Here is a 13,893-nt window from a genome sequence, read left to right as displayed (position 1 = left end):
TTTTGGATTCGGTGACGGAGAATTGACGGGATCAGCTGTCATTCGCCGCCGCTCCGCTCGCTGGTGCACTTTGTGTGCCAGCCCGGCGCAATGCTGCGTCTGGCGTGGCGTTGGCCGAACCGGTGGCGGTCAGGCTGCGGCGCACTTCGAGGTTGCGCGAGATCACCAGCACCACACGCCGGTTTTGCGAGCGGCCTGCGGCGGTGGCGTTGCTGGCCACCGGCTGGTATTGGCCGTAACCCACCGAGGCCATGCGCGCAGGGTCCACACCGTCGAGCGCCAACAGGCGCACGATGCTCGCGGCGCGTGCCGACGACAGCTCCCAGTTGGTCGGGTATTGCGCGGTGCGAATCGGCTGGTCGTCGGTAAAACCCTCGACGTGCACCGGGTTGGCGAAGGGTTTCAAAATCCCCGCCACGCGGTCGATGATGGAAAAGGCCGCGTCGCTGGGCATGGCGTCGCCACTGCCGAACAACAGCGACGAGTTGAGCTCGATCTCCACCCACAGCTCGTTGCCACGCACGGTCATCTGCTTGCCTGCGATCAAGTCGCCGAAGGCGGCGGTGACTTCGTCGGTGATGGTCTTGAGCGGATCGTTGGCGGTCTGCCCCAGGCCCGCGTCGGTTTGCTCACTGTCCTTGATCAATGGCTGCGCCGGGCGCGTGCTGAGCGGCCGCTCCTCACCGATGGGGATCGGCCGCGTGCTGCGCTCCGGGTCGTTGAACACGCCCAGCAACGCCTCGGACACCACCTTGTATTTGCCCTCGTTGACCGAGGAAATCGAATACATCACCACGAAGAAGGCGAACAGCAGTGTGATGAAGTCGGCGTAGGACACCAGCCAACGTTCATGGTTTTCGGGCTCTTCCACGTGACGACGACGACGCATGCCTACTCCATGAAGCCTTGCAGCTTCAGCTCGATCGAGCGTGGATTCTCCCCTTCGGCGATCGACAGCAGACCTTCGAGGAGCATTTCCCGGTAGCGCGACTGGCGCAGCACCAGCGCCTTCAGCTTGTTGGCCACCGGCAGGAGGATCAGGTTGGCGCTGGCCACGCCGTAGATGGTGGCGACGAAGGCCACGGCGATGCCGCTGCCCAGTTGCGCGGGGTCGGCCAGGTTGCCCATCACGTGGATCAGGCCCATCACCGCACCGATGATGCCGATGGTCGGCGCGTAGCCGCCCATGCACTCGAACACCTTGGCCGCTTGCAGGTCGCGGTTTTCCTGGGTGAGGAAATCCACCTCGAGGATGCTGCGCACCGACTCGGGCTCGGCGCCGTCGACCAGCAGTTGCAGACCTTTGCGGGCATAAGGATCCGGCTCCAGGTCGGCCACGCTTTCCAGGCCCAGCAGGCCTTCCTTGCGCGCCGTCAGGCTCCAGTTCACCACCCGGTCGATGCCACCGGCCAGGTCGACGCGCGGCGGAAAGATGATCCAGCGCAGGATCTGCAACGCCCGCTTGAACGACGACAGCGGCGACTGCAACAGCGCGGCCGCCAGGGTACCGCCCAGTACGATCAGTGCTGCCGGGCCGTTGATCAGCGCACCGGCATGGCCGCCTTCCAGGAAATTGCCGCCGACGATGGCGACGAAAGCCAGGATGAGACCGATCAGGCTGAGCACATCCATCAGTGGCAGGCCTCGACCAGGTGCTTGCCGATCTCGTCCAGGCTGTACACCGCATCGGCCAGATTGGCTTTGACGATGGCCATGGGCATGCCGTAGATCACGCAGCTGGCCTCGTCCTGCGCCCATACCGTGCTGCCGCACTGCTTGAGCAGGCGCGCGCCTTCGCGGCCGTCGGCGCCCATACCGGTGAGCACCACCGAGAGCACCTTGTCGCCGTAGGACTTGGCCGCCGAGCCGAAGGTGATGTCCACGCACGGCTTGTAGTTCAGGCGCTCGTCGCCGGGCAGGATTTTCACCGCACCGCGGGCATCGACCATCATCTGCTTGCCGCCAGGCGCGAGCAGCGCCAGGCCAGGGCGCAGGATGTCGCCGTCTTCGGCTTCCTTGACACTGATGCGGCATAGCTTGTCGAGGCGCTCGGCGAAGGCCTTGGTGAAGGCCGCCGGCATGTGCTGGATGAGCACGATGGGCGCCGGAAACTGCGCGGGCAGTTGCGTCAGCACCCGTTGCAGGGCCACCGGCCCGCCTGTGGAGGTGCCGATGGCGACTAACTTGTAGGCCTTGCGCCGCGGCGCGGGCGAGCTGGCCGGCGCAGCTGCCGTGGGTGCGGCAGTGCGCGACGGCATTGGGCTGCGCGCGGTGGCCGGATGTGGCGCGTGGCTGGCAGGCGTGCCGGCGCTGGGGGCATGGGCAGGCACAGGGCTGGGCGCGGACGGCGCGGGCGCAGGGCTCGAACTTGGGCTGGCGTAGCTGCCGAACCGGCGGTTGCTGCGCGACAGCGTGTGGACCTTCTCGCACAGCATCTGCCGGACCTTGTCCGGATTGCGCGAGATGTCTTCGAAATTCTTCGGCAGGTAATCGACCGCACCGGCATCCAGCGCATCGAGGGTGACCCGGGCGCCTTCGTGGGTCAGCGAGGAGAACATCAACACCGGGGTCGGGCAGCGCTGCATGATGTGCCGAACCGCCGTGATGCCGTCCATCATCGGCATCTCGTAGTCCATGGTGATGACATCGGGCTTGAGCGCCAGCGCCTGGTCGATGGCTTCCTTGCCATTGGTCGCGGTGCCGACGACCTTGATCGCCGGGTCGCCGGCGAGGATTTCAGAGACACGGCGGCGGAAGAAACCCGAATCATCCACCACCAGGACTTTGACTACCATAAACACTCCGTTAGACGGCGTGCCCTCGCAGGCGCGCCGACGCGATCAGATACGCCGCGCGGCGTAACGCTTGAGCATGCTCGGCACATCCAGAATCAGCGCGATGCGGCCGTCACCGGTGATGGTCGCTCCCGACATGCCGGGGGTGCCTTGCAGCATCTTGCCCAGCGGCTTGATGACCACCTCTTCCTGGCCCACCAGCTGGTCGACCACGAAACCGATGCGCTGGGTGCCGACCGACAGGATCACCACGTGGCCTTCGGGCTGCTCCTCGTGGGCCTGGCCCTGCACCAGCCAGCGCTTGAGGTAGAACAGCGGCAAGGCCTTGTCGCGCACGATCACCACTTCCTGGCCGTCGACCACGTTGGTGCGCGACAGGTCGAGGTGGAAGATCTCGTTGACGTTGACCAGCGGGAAAGCGAAGGCCTGGTTGGCCAGCATCACCATCAGGGTCGGCATGATCGCCAGGGTCAGCGGCACCTTGATGATGATCTTCGAGCCCTGGCCCTTGACCGAGTTGATGCTGATGGAGCCGTTGAGCTGGGAAATCTTGGTCTTGACCACATCCATGCCCACGCCACGGCCGGAGACGTCGGAAATCTCGGTCTTGGTCGAAAAGCCCGGGGCGAAGATCAGGTTGTAGCAGTCCGATTCGCTCAGGCGGTCGGCGGCGTCCTTGTCCATCAGGCCTTTTTCCACGGCCTTGGCACGCAGGATGGCTGGGTCCATGCCCTTGCCGTCGTCGGAGATCGACAAGAGGATGTGGTCGCCCTCCTGCTCGGCCGACAGCACCACGCGTCCGGTGCGCGCCTTGCCCGAGGCTTCGCGTTCTTCGGGCATCTCGATGCCGTGGTCGACCGCGTTGCGCACCAAGTGCACCAGCGGATCGGCCAGGGCTTCGACCAGGTTCTTGTCCAGGTCGGTCTCTTCGCCGACCAGCTCCAGGTTGATGTCTTTCTTCAACTGGCGCGCCAGGTCGCGGACCAGGCGCGGGAAGCGGCCGAAGACCTTCTTGATCGGCTGCATGCGGGTTTTCATCACCGCGGTCTGCAGGTCGGCGGTGACCACGTCGAGGTTGGACACGGCCTTGGACATGGCCTCGTCGCCGCTGTTGAGGCCCAGGCGCACCAGACGGTTACGCACCAGCACCAGTTCGCCGACCATGTTCATGATCTCGTCCAACCGCGCGGTGTCGACGCGCACGGTGGTCTCGGCTTCGCTGGCGTGCTTCTCCGCCGGTGGCGCGGCTGGCGCACGTGCCGGAGCCGGGGCTGCCGGCTTGGCAGCGGCCGGTGCCGGGGCAGGCTTGGCCACAGGCGCCGGGGTGGCGACCGCGGAGGCCGTGGCGGTTTCGGCTACGGGCGCGACGCGCTCGGCGGCGAACTTGCCCTTGCCGTGCAGCTCGTCGAGCAGGGCTTCGAATTCGTTCTCGGAAATGTGCTCGTCGTTGCCGGCAGGCGCTGTTGCGGCAGGTGCCGCGGTTTGCGCTACGGCGCCCGGCGCTACGGCGCCCGACGCAGCGGCGCCCGACGCGGCGGCGCCCGGCAAGGCGTCGGTGGTGAAGCTGCCCTTGCCATGCAACTGGTCGAGCAAGGCTTCGAACTCGTCGTCGGTGATCTCGTCGCTGGCCGCAGCCGGTGCCGGCGTCTCGGCCGCCGCTGGCGTGGCCTTGGCCGAGAACTGGCCTTTGCCGTGCAACTGGTCGAGCAAGGATTCGAATTCAGCGTCGGTGATTTCGTCGCTTTCGCCACCGATCGGCTCGGCCGGCGTCGCTTCGACGCTGGCCGGAACGACTGGCGGCTGCGCAGCGGCGGCAGCTTCGGCCTTGACCGCGTCGAGCGAATCGAGCAGACGCTCGAACTCGTCGTCGGTGATGTCGCTGTCGTCGGCCGCTGGCGCAGTCACGTCAGCCGCAGCCGGTGCAGCCGGAGTCGCGACGGCGACCGGTGCCGCCGGCTCCGGCGCGGCCGGCGTTGCGACGCCCGGCACTTCGGCACCGGCCGGCTCGGCCAGGCGTGCCAGCGCGGCCAGCAGCTCGGGCGTGGCCGGGGTCACCTCGGTCCGCTCGCGCACCTGGCCGAACATGCCGTTGACCGCATCCAGCGCTTCCAGCACCACGTCCATCAGTTCGGCATCCACGCGGCGTTCGCCCTTGCGCAGGATGTCGAAGACGTTCTCGGCAATGTGGCAACACTCAACCAGCTCATTGAGCTGGAGGAAGCCGGCGCCCCCTTTTACGGTATGAAACCCGCGAAAAATCGCATTGAGCAGGTCCGCGTCATCGGGTCGGCTTTCCAGCTCGACCAGCTGTTCGGACAACAGCTCGAGAATTTCGCCGGCCTCAACCAGGAAATCCTGGAGGATTTCTTCATCGGCGCCGAAGCTCATTGAACGTGCTCCTTAAAAACCAAGGCTGGATAGCAAATCGTCTACATCGTCCTGACCGGACACGACGTCCTCACGCTTATCGGCATGAATCTGCGGACCTTCACCTCGAGTCGGATGTTTTTCTTGGTCTTTTTCATCGCGCAGCTGCTGATGGTCATGTTCGATACCGGCGAAGCGGTCGACCTGACTGGCCATCAACACCAACTTGAGCAGATTGCTTTCGACTTCCGTCACCAGCGCAGTGACGCGCTTGATGACCTGGCCGGTCAGGTCCTGGTAGTCCTGGGCCAGCAAAATGTCGTTCATGTGCCCGGCGACCTTGCGGTTGCCTTCGGCGCTGCTCGTCAAGAATCCGTCGACGCGGCGCGCCAGGTCACGGAACTCGGTGGCCGAGACTTCGCGGCGCATGAAACGTTGCCAATCGCCACTCAGGGCCGAGGCCTGCTCGGCCATGTCGTTGAGTACGGGCGTGCTTTCTTCGACCAGGTCCATGGTGCGGTTGGCAGCGTTCTCGGTCAGTTTGACCACATAGCCCAGCCGCTCGGTGGCATCGGTGATCTGCGAGACTTCTTCGGCCTGCGGCATGCGCGGGTCGATCTGGAAACTGACGATGGCGCTGTGCAGCTCGCGGGTCAGCTTGCCGACCTCGTTGTACAGGCCCAGGTCGCGGGTCTGGTTGAGCTGGTGGATCAGCTGCACGGCGTCGCCGAAACGGCCTCGTTCGAGGCTCTCGACCAGCTCGCGAGCATGCTTTTTCAGGGTGCCTTCGAACTCACCCAGAGAGGTATCGATAGATTCCATTGCGCCCCCTGGCGGCTTAGCCGTTCACGCGCTCGAAGATCTTTTCGATCTTTTCTTTCAGCACCTGGGCGGTGAAAGGCTTGACCACATAACCGTTGACCCCGGCCTGGGCCGCTTCGATGATCTGGTCGCGCTTGGCTTCGGCGGTGACCATCAGCACCGGCATGCCCTTGAGCGTGTCGTGGGCGCGGACCTTGCGCAGCAGGTCGATGCCGGACATGCCGGGCATGTTCCAGTCGGTGACGAGGAAGTCGTAATGGCCCTTTTCCAGCATCGGCAACGCCGTGGTGCCGTCGTCGGCCTCGTCGGTGTTGGTGAATCCCAGATCGCGCAGCAGGTTCTTGATGATCCGCCGCATCGTCGAGAAATCGTCAACGATGAGGATTTTCATGTCTTTGTTCAATTAGAGATCTCCAAGCAGTCTCATCACGCGCCCGGCGCCGAGCGCGTGCGTCATTCGTTCTTAAAGCGGCAAAGTGCACGCCTCGAGGAGCAAGCGATGCGGCGTTGCCAAACAGTTACGCGCTTTGTGAAGCCACCGCGATCCGCTCTTACCTACCACTTGCCACTTGCAACTCGTAGCCGGCCGCCCTATCGGGCGCGCCATTCCCCCAGGCGACTGCGCAGGCGCGCCGCACATTGGCTGTGCAACTGGCTGACCCGCGACTCGCTGACCCCCAGCACTTCGCCGATTTCCTTGAGGTTCAGCTCTTCGTCGTAGTACAGCGCCAGGACCAGACGCTCGCGTTCCGGCAGGTTGGCGATGGCGTCAGTCAGGGCTGCCTGGAAGCGTTCGTCTTCGAGGCCACGACCCGGTTCCGGCGAGCCGCTGGCGCCGTCTTCGTGCAACCCTTCGTGCTCGCCGTCCTGCAACAGATCGTCGAAACTGAACAGGCGGCTGCCCAATGTATCGTTGAGGATGCCGTAATAGTCATCCAGCTCCATCTTAAGTTCGGCAGCGACTTCATGATCTTTAGCGTCACGTCCGGTTCTCGCTTCCACGGCGCGCATCGCCTCGCTGACCATGCGCGTGTTGCGGTGCACCGAACGCGGGGCCCAATCGCCCTTGCGCACCTCGTCGAGCATGGCGCCGCGGATGCGGATGCCGGCATAGGTCTCGAAGCTGGCGCCCTTGCTGGCGTCGTATTTGTTGGCCACTTCCAGGAGACCGATCATTCCGGCCTGGATCAGGTCTTCGACCTGCACGTTGGCCGGCAGGCGCGCCAGCAAGTGGTAGGCGATGCGCTTGACCAGCGGCGCATAGCGCTCGATCAGTTCGTACTGAGCGTCCTTGGACGCACGGCTGTACATCTTGAATCCGCTCGCACTCATAGCACCGGCCCTGCGCTGGTCGGCTGCACCAGGCGCTCTACGAAGAACTCCAGGTGGCCGCGAGGATTGGCTGGCAGCGGCCAGCTGTCGACCTTCTGCGCGATGGCCTTGAAGGCCAGGGCGCATTTGGAACGGGGAAAGGCTTCGTACACCGCGCGCTGCTTCTGCACGGCCTTGCGCACCGACTCGTCGTAGGGCACGGCGCCGACGTACTGTAGCGCCACATCGAGGAAGCGGTCGGTGACCTTGGTCAGCTTGGCGAACAGGTTGCGCCCTTCCTGCGGGCTCTGCGCCATGTTGGCCAGCACACGGAAGCGGTTCATGCCGTAGTCGCGGTTGAGCAGCTTGATCAGCGCGTAGGCGTCGGTGATCGAGGTGGGTTCGTCGCACACCACCAGCAGCACTTCCTGGGCGGCGCGCACGAAGCTCACCACCGAGTCGCCGATGCCGGCTGCGGTGTCGATGACCAGCACGTCGAGGTTGTCGCCGATTTCGCTGAAGGCCTGGATCAAGCCGGCATGTTGCGCAGGCTGCAGGTGCACCATGGTTTGCGTGCCGGAGGCTGCCGGCACGATGCGCACGCCCCCCGGGCCTTGCAGCAGCACGTCGCGCAGCTCGCAGCGGCCTTCGATGACGTCGGCCAGGGTGCGCTTGGGCGTCAGCCCCAGCAGCACATCGACGTTGGCAAGGCCAAGGTCGGCGTCGAGCAGCATGACCCTGCGCCCGAGCTCGGCGAGCGCCAGGGACAGGTTCACTGAAACGTTGGTCTTACCGACGCCGCCTTTGCCACCGGTCACGGCGATGACCTGTACGGGATGCATGCTACCCATGTCTGTTGTTTACCTTGTCTCGCTTGGACCCATGCCACAGTGGAGGCCAACTGCCCGCCCCGTTCTGTAGGTACTTTTCGCAGCACATCTCTCAACCCACCCGCTTGCCTGGGTGGTGGTACAGATCAGCGAACATGTCGGCCATGGCCTCTTCGCTGGGTTCGTCCTGCATCTGCACGCTGACCGCACGGCTCACCAACTGGTGCTTGCGCGGCAGGTGCAGGTCGTCAGGAATGCGCGGCCCATCGGTGAGATAGGCGATCGGCAATTCGTGACCGATGGTCAGGCTGAGCACTTCGCCCAGGCTGGCCGTTTCGTCGAGCTTGCTCAGGATGCAGCCGGCCAGGCCACAGCGTTTGTAGCTGTGGTAGGCGGCCGACAGCACCTGCTTCTGGCTTGTGGTGGCCAGCACCAGATAATTCTTCGAAGCGATGCCGCGCCCGGCGAGCGTCTCCAGCTGCATGCGCAGGGCCGGATCGCTGGCTTGCAGGCCGGCGGTGTCGATCAGCACCACGCGCTTGCGCAGCAGCGGCTCCAGGGCCTGGGCCAGCGACTCGCCCGGGTTCACGTAGGTCACCGGCACGTTGAGGATGCGGCCCAAGGTCTTGAGTTGCTCCTGGGCACCGATGCGGAAACTGTCCATGCTCACCAGCGCCAGGCTGCCGGCGCCGTACTTGAGCACGTAGCGAGCGGCCAGCTTGGCCAGGGTGGTGGTCTTGCCCATGCCGGCCGGGCCGACCAGGGCGATCACCCCGCCCTGCTCGATCGGCTCGACGTCGGGCACCTGGATGCGCCGCGCCAGGTGCGCCAGGACCATGCGCCAGGCGTGGCGCGGGTCTTCGATTTCGGCGGTCAGCTCCAGCAGGTCGCGGGCCAGGGCACCGCTCAGGCCGATGCGCTGCAAGCGGCGCCAGGCGTTGGCCTGCTGCGGCTTGCTGCCTTGCAGCTGGTTCCAGGCCAGCGAGCCGAGCTGCACTTCGAGCAGTTCGCGCAGGCCCGAGAGTTCGGCGCGCATGGCGTCGAACAGCCGTGGATCGACCGCCGCCGGCGCGGCAGGCGCGGCGCTGGCTGGCGCGTGGGCATGGAGGTCGATCAGCGGCTCGGCAGCGGTCAGCGACTGGCCGGCGAACAGCTGGCTGCCTTCGTCGCCTTCATGGCGGCTGGACAGCTCGGCCTGGGCCGTGACGATACGGGTCTGGGTCTTGCGCAGTTCTTCTTCGAGCTCGGCGTTGGGCACCCGCGGCGCCAGCACCGAAGGCTTGTAGTCGAGCGCGGCAGTCAGTTCCACGCCGCCGGCAATGCGCCGGTTGCCGATGATGGCGGCATCGGAGCCCAGCTCATCTCGGACCAGCTTCATGGCCTGTCGCATATCGGCGGCGAAAAAACGCTTAACTTGCATAACCCACTACCTCAGCCGTTAGGGCCCACAGTGGCAACGATGGTGACCTGCTTGTTGTCCGGTATTTCCTGGTACGCCAGCACGTGCAGGTTGGGCACTGCCAGGCGCCCGAAGCGCGAGAGCATCGCGCGGATGGGACCTGCCACCAGCAGGATCGCCGGCTGGCCTTGCATTTCCTGACGCTGGGCGGCTTCGATCAGGGAGCGTTGCAACTTCTCGGCCATGCTGGGCTCGAGCAGTACACCGTCTTCCTGACCTTGTCCGGCCCGTTGCAGACTATTGAGCAAAATCTGTTCCAACCTTGGCTCCAAGGTGATCACGGGCAGCTCGGACTCAACGCCGACAATGCTTTGCACGATGGCGCGACACAATCCGACGCGCACGTTGGCCACCAGCGCGGCGGTATCTTGACTCCTGCCCGCGTTGTTGGCGATCGATTCCGCAATACTGCGGATATCGCGCACCGGCACCTGCTCGCTGAGCAGCGCCTGCAAGACCTTGAGCAGCCCCGACAAGGAAATGACGCCCGGCACCAGCTCCTCGGCCAGCTTGGGCGACGCCTTGGCCAGCACCTGCAACAACTGCTGCACTTCCTCGTGACCGATCAGCTCGTGGCAGTGCTTCTGCAGGATCTGGTTGAGGTGAGTGGCCACTACCGTACTGGCATCGACCACGGTATAGCCCAAAGATTGCGCCTGGGAGCGCTGACCGACGTCGATCCACACCGCTTCCAAACCAAATGCCGGGTCGCGCGCGGCGATGCCGTTGAGGGTGCCGAACACCTGGCCGGGGTTGATCGCAAGCTCGCGGTCCGGGTAGATCTCGGCTTCGGCGAGAATCACGCCCATCAGCGTCAGGCGGTAGGCGCTGGGTTGCAGGTCGAGGTTGTCGCGGATGTGCACGGTGGGCATGAGGAAACCAAGGTCCTGGGACAGCTTCTTGCGCACGCCCTTGATCCGCGCCAGCAATTGCCCACCCTGGTTGCGGTCCACCAGCGGAATCAGCCGGTAGCCCACTTCCAGACCGATCATGTCGATGGGAGTGACGTCGTCCCAGCCCAGTTCCTTGGTTTCCTGAGCGCGCTGCGGCGAGGGCAGCAGGTCTTGCTGGCGCTGCACTTCGGCCAGGGCCACGGCTTCGGCCTGCTGCTTCTTGCGCCACACCAGGTAGGCACCGCCACCGGCGAGCAGCCCCAGGCCGATGAAAGCCACGTGGGGCATGCCTGGCACCAGGCCCATGACGATCATCAGCGCGGCCGACACGCCCAAGGCCTTGGGCGAATCGAACATCTGCCGGTTGATCAGCTTGCCCATGTCTTCGGAGCTGGAAGCCCGGGTGACCATGATCGCGGCCGCGGTGGACAGCAGCAGCGACGGCAGCTGCGCCACCAAACCGTCACCGATGGTCAGCAAGGCGTAGACCTTGCCCGCCTCGCTGAACGGCATGCCGTGTTGCAGCATGCCGATGAGCATGCCGCCGATGAGGTTGATGAACAGGATCAGCAGGCCGGCGATGGCGTCGCCGCGCACGAACTTGCTGGCACCGTCCATCGAGCCGTAGAACTCGGCTTCGCCGGCCACTTCGGCGCGGCGCAGCTTGGCCTGGTTCTGGTCGATCAGGCCGGCGTTGAGGTCGGCGTCGATGGCCATCTGCTTGCCGGGCATGGCGTCGAGGGTGAAACGCGCGCTCACCTCGGAGATACGCCCGGCACCTTTGGTCACCACCACGAAGTTGATGATCATGAGGATGGCGAACACCACCGCACCGACCACGTAGTTGCCGCCGATCACCACCTCGCCGAAGGCCTGGATCACCTTACCGGCCGCGCCATGCCCTTCCTGGCCGTGCAGCATCACTACACGGGTGGACGCGACGTTCAGCGCCAGACGCAACAGCGTGGCCACCAGCAGGATGGTCGGGAAGGCGGCGAAATCCAGCGGCCGCAGCGCGTACACGCACACCAGCAGGACCACGATCGACAGCGCGATGTTGAAGGTGAAGAACACGTCGAGCAGAAAGGGCGGAATCGGCAACATCATCATTGCCAACATGACCAGCAACAGCAGCGGCACGCCCAGGCTCCCTCGACCGAGACCGGCGAGGTTGTTGCGGGCATGACTGATTAGATGCGAGCGATCCACCGGGCGTCCTCTTGCAGCAAAACTTTGACGCCAATGCGGCGCTTGGCGGGTGCTTTGCAAGAAGCTGTCCAACTTCAGCGGACGGGGTACAGGAGGGGCTTGAAGGCAATGGCGGGCCGTCCAGGCCCCAGGTTTTCTCCTGCCGAATCGCAGTGGGTGGATGGGGCCTGCCTCGCAGGCTTTCGCGACTGATCGGAGCGCCGAACCGGCCGATCCTACACGGGATTTGCTTCTAGGCTGCGATCGATTCCGACGAACGCGGGTTTGACCATTTGAGCCTGGTCCCTTCACTCATCCCGCCGCAAATCCGTCGGAATCGGCAAATCCTTCTTCAAAGGCTCAGGCGCTTTCCCCCGCCCGTTGCGGTACTGCCGGATCTGGAACACATACGCCAACACCTGCGCCACCGCCAGATACAACCCCGCCGGGATCTCCTGTTCGATCTCCGTGGAGTAATAGATCGCCCGCGCCAATGCCGCCGACTCCAGCACCTGCACTTGGTGCTCGTTGCCGATCTCGCGAATCTTCAAGGCGATGAAGTCCGTGCCCTTGGCCAGCAGCAACGGCGCCCCCGCCGCCTTCTCCGGGTCGTACTTCAAGGCCACGGCATAGTGCGTGGGGTTGGTGATGATCACGTCGGCCTCGGGCACCGCCGCCATCATCCGCCGCTGGGACACCTCGCGCTGCACCTGGCGGATGCGTTGCTTGACCTCGGGCTTGCCCTCGCTGTCCTTGTATTCGTCGCGCACTTCCTGTTTGGTCATCTTCAGCTTCTTGTGCGCCTGGAACAGCTGGATCGGCACATCCACCGCAGCGATCAGCAGCAACCCCGCCGCCATCCACACGGCGCTCCAACCGACCACCTGCAAGCTGTGCATGATCGCCTGGTCGAGCGGCTCGTTGGCGATGGCGAGCAGGGCCTGGCGATCGTTGGCGAGCACCATTAGCGCCACCACCAGAATCACGAGGAACTTGGCGATGGCCTTGATCAGCTCGGTCAGGGCGTTCATCGAGAACATGCGCTTGATCCCCGACAAGGGGTTCATGCGGCTGAACTTGGGTTGCAACAGGCTGCCGGAAAACAGGAAACCGCCCAGGGCGATGGGCGCGATCAACGACACCGCGAATAGCAATACCAGCACCGGCTGGGTCGCCCAGATGGCCATCTTGCCCGAGGTCAGCAGGTAGATGCCCATGGCCCGCTCGTCCACCAGCGCCTCGCGCGGCAGGCTGAAGTTCAGGCGCATCAGCTCCATCAGGGTCTGCGCCAGGTAGCCGCCGAACATCAGCAGCGCGATGGCGCCGCCCAGGGTCACGGCGACGGTGTTGAGTTCCTTGGAACGGGCGGTCTCGCCCTTCTCGCGTGCGTCGCGTTTTTTCTTCTCGGTGGGTTCCTCGGTCTTGTCCTGACCGCTCTCGCTCTCGGACATCAGCGCGCCCTCGCCAATTCACGCAGCCATTGCAGGGTTTCGCTGGCCAGGCTTTGGTAGTGCGAAAGGATGTCGGCCAGGCTCACCCAGAAGATCACCATGCCCATCACCAGGGTCAGCGGGAAACCAATGGAGAAGATGTTCAACTGCGGCGCGGCGCGGGTCATCACGCCGAAAGCGATGTTGACCACCAGTAAGGCGGCGATGGCCGGCAGGATCAGCAACAGCCCTGCGCCCAGCACCCAGCTCATGCGCCCGGCCAGGGACCAGAACTGGTCGACCCGCAGGGCGCTACCCACCGGCAAGGTGGTGAAGCTTTCGGTCAGCACCTCGAACACCACCAGGTGGCCGTTCATCAGCAGGAACAGGATGCTCACCAGCATGGTCATGAACTGGCTGACCACGGTGACGTTGACGCCGTTGGCCGGGTCGACCATCGAGGAGAAGGCCATGCCCATCTGCACCGCGACGATCTGCCCGGCGATCACGAAGGCCTGGAACAGCATCTGCAAGGCCAGGCCGAACAAGGCGCCGACGATCAACTGCTCGGCGCACAGCATCAGCCCTTGCAGGCTCAGCGGGTTGACTTCCGGCAGCGGCGGCAGCCCCGGCACGATGACGAAGGTGATGGCCACCGCCACGTACAAGCGTACGCGCATCGGCAGCATGCGCGTGCCGATGATCGGCATGGTCATCAGCACCGCACCCACGCGGAACAGGGGCAGCACGAAGGTGGCGACCCAGGTCGAGATCTGCGCGTCGGTCAGCTCCAGCATG

General features: G+C 64.7%; 12 protein-coding genes. All 12 read right to left on the bottom strand.

Annotated features, from left to right (window positions below; genetic code table 11):
* Positions 1-31: 31 nt before the first annotated feature.
* Positions 32-889: a flagellar motor protein MotD gene (gene motD / locus ACSMEV_RS10670; protein WP_459205139.1), complete on the bottom strand. Its 858-nt coding sequence runs from the start codon at positions 887-889 to the stop codon at positions 32-34.
* 2 nt (positions 890-891) lie between these two features.
* Entirely contained in the window at positions 892-1,632 is a 741-nt protein-coding gene (locus ACSMEV_RS10665; RefSeq protein WP_459205138.1) for a flagellar motor protein, read from the bottom strand.
* Positions 1,632-2,795: a protein-glutamate methylesterase/protein-glutamine glutaminase gene (locus ACSMEV_RS10660; RefSeq protein ID WP_459205137.1), complete on the bottom strand. Its 1,164-nt coding sequence runs from the start codon at positions 2,793-2,795 to the stop codon at positions 1,632-1,634. The genes ACSMEV_RS10665 and ACSMEV_RS10660 overlap by 1 nt, the downstream gene beginning before the upstream one ends.
* A gap of 45 nt (positions 2,796-2,840) precedes the next feature.
* Positions 2,841-5,183 (bottom strand): chemotaxis protein CheA, encoded by a 2,343-nt coding sequence (locus ACSMEV_RS10655; protein ID WP_459205136.1) that lies wholly within the window; start codon positions 5,181-5,183, stop codon positions 2,841-2,843.
* Between the two features lie 12 nt (positions 5,184-5,195).
* Positions 5,196-5,984, bottom strand: coding sequence for a protein phosphatase CheZ (locus ACSMEV_RS10650; RefSeq protein ID WP_296264267.1), 789 nt, complete (start codon positions 5,982-5,984; stop codon positions 5,196-5,198).
* A 16-nt stretch (positions 5,985-6,000) separates the two neighbouring features.
* On the bottom strand, positions 6,001-6,375 hold the full coding sequence (locus ACSMEV_RS10645; protein ID WP_296264269.1) for a chemotaxis response regulator CheY: 375 nt from the start codon (positions 6,373-6,375) through the stop codon (positions 6,001-6,003).
* A 200-nt stretch (positions 6,376-6,575) separates the two neighbouring features.
* Entirely contained in the window at positions 6,576-7,316 is a 741-nt protein-coding gene (fliA, locus tag ACSMEV_RS10640; protein WP_413046761.1) for an RNA polymerase sigma factor FliA, read from the bottom strand.
* Positions 7,313-8,146, bottom strand: coding sequence for a flagellar synthesis regulator FleN (fleN, locus tag ACSMEV_RS10635; protein WP_296264272.1), 834 nt, complete (start codon positions 8,144-8,146; stop codon positions 7,313-7,315). Before fleN ends, fliA begins: the two co-directional genes overlap by 4 nt.
* 91 nt (positions 8,147-8,237) lie before the next feature.
* A complete protein-coding gene (gene flhF, locus ACSMEV_RS10630; protein ID WP_459205135.1) occupies positions 8,238-9,545 on the bottom strand; it encodes a flagellar biosynthesis protein FlhF in 1,308 nt (435 codons plus the stop codon).
* 11 nt (positions 9,546-9,556) lie between these two features.
* Positions 9,557-11,686 (bottom strand): flagellar biosynthesis protein FlhA, encoded by a 2,130-nt coding sequence (gene flhA, locus ACSMEV_RS10625; protein ID WP_314489431.1) that lies wholly within the window; start codon positions 11,684-11,686, stop codon positions 9,557-9,559.
* A gap of 287 nt (positions 11,687-11,973) precedes the next feature.
* Positions 11,974-13,116, bottom strand: a complete 1,143-nt coding sequence (gene flhB, locus ACSMEV_RS10620) for a flagellar biosynthesis protein FlhB (protein ID WP_459205134.1) — start codon at positions 13,114-13,116, stop codon at positions 11,974-11,976.
* The gene (gene fliR, locus ACSMEV_RS10615; protein WP_459208325.1) at positions 13,116-13,892 is read right to left on the bottom strand and encodes a flagellar biosynthetic protein FliR; all 777 of its coding nucleotides are present in this window, start codon (positions 13,890-13,892) and stop codon (positions 13,116-13,118) included. Before fliR ends, flhB begins: the two co-directional genes overlap by 1 nt.
* Position 13,893 lies beyond the last annotated feature (1 nt).

This window comes from Pseudomonas sp. MLB6B, from assembly GCF_054508135.1.
This window is presented reverse-complemented; position numbering and strand designations above follow the sequence as displayed.

What these genes read in the sequence shown, in the direction of transcription:
- flhF (WP_459205135.1), bottom strand. Translation starts at nt 9,545, where the DNA reads ATGCAAGTTAAGCGTTTTTTCGCCGCCGATATGCGACAGGCCATGAAG.
- fliR (WP_459208325.1), bottom strand. Translation starts at nt 13,892, where the DNA reads ATGCTGGAGCTGACCGACGCGCAGATCTCGACCTGGGTCGCCACCTTC.
- motD (WP_459205139.1), bottom strand. Translation starts at nt 889, where the DNA reads ATGCGTCGTCGTCGTCACGTGGAAGAGCCCGAAAACCATGAACGTTGG.
- ACSMEV_RS10655 (WP_459205136.1), bottom strand. Translation starts at nt 5,183, where the DNA reads ATGAGCTTCGGCGCCGATGAAGAAATCCTCCAGGATTTCCTGGTTGAG.
- ACSMEV_RS10650 (WP_296264267.1), bottom strand. Translation starts at nt 5,984, where the DNA reads ATGGAATCTATCGATACCTCTCTGGGTGAGTTCGAAGGCACCCTGAAA.
- flhB (WP_459205134.1), bottom strand. Translation starts at nt 13,116, where the DNA reads ATGTCCGAGAGCGAGAGCGGTCAGGACAAGACCGAGGAACCCACCGAG.
- fleN (WP_296264272.1), bottom strand. Translation starts at nt 8,146, where the DNA reads ATGGGTAGCATGCATCCCGTACAGGTCATCGCCGTGACCGGTGGCAAA.
- ACSMEV_RS10645 (WP_296264269.1), bottom strand. Translation starts at nt 6,375, where the DNA reads ATGAAAATCCTCATCGTTGACGATTTCTCGACGATGCGGCGGATCATC.
- ACSMEV_RS10665 (WP_459205138.1), bottom strand. Translation starts at nt 1,632, where the DNA reads ATGGATGTGCTCAGCCTGATCGGTCTCATCCTGGCTTTCGTCGCCATC.
- ACSMEV_RS10660 (WP_459205137.1), bottom strand. Translation starts at nt 2,795, where the DNA reads ATGGTAGTCAAAGTCCTGGTGGTGGATGATTCGGGTTTCTTCCGCCGC.
- fliA (WP_413046761.1), bottom strand. Translation starts at nt 7,316, where the DNA reads ATGAGTGCGAGCGGATTCAAGATGTACAGCCGTGCGTCCAAGGACGCT.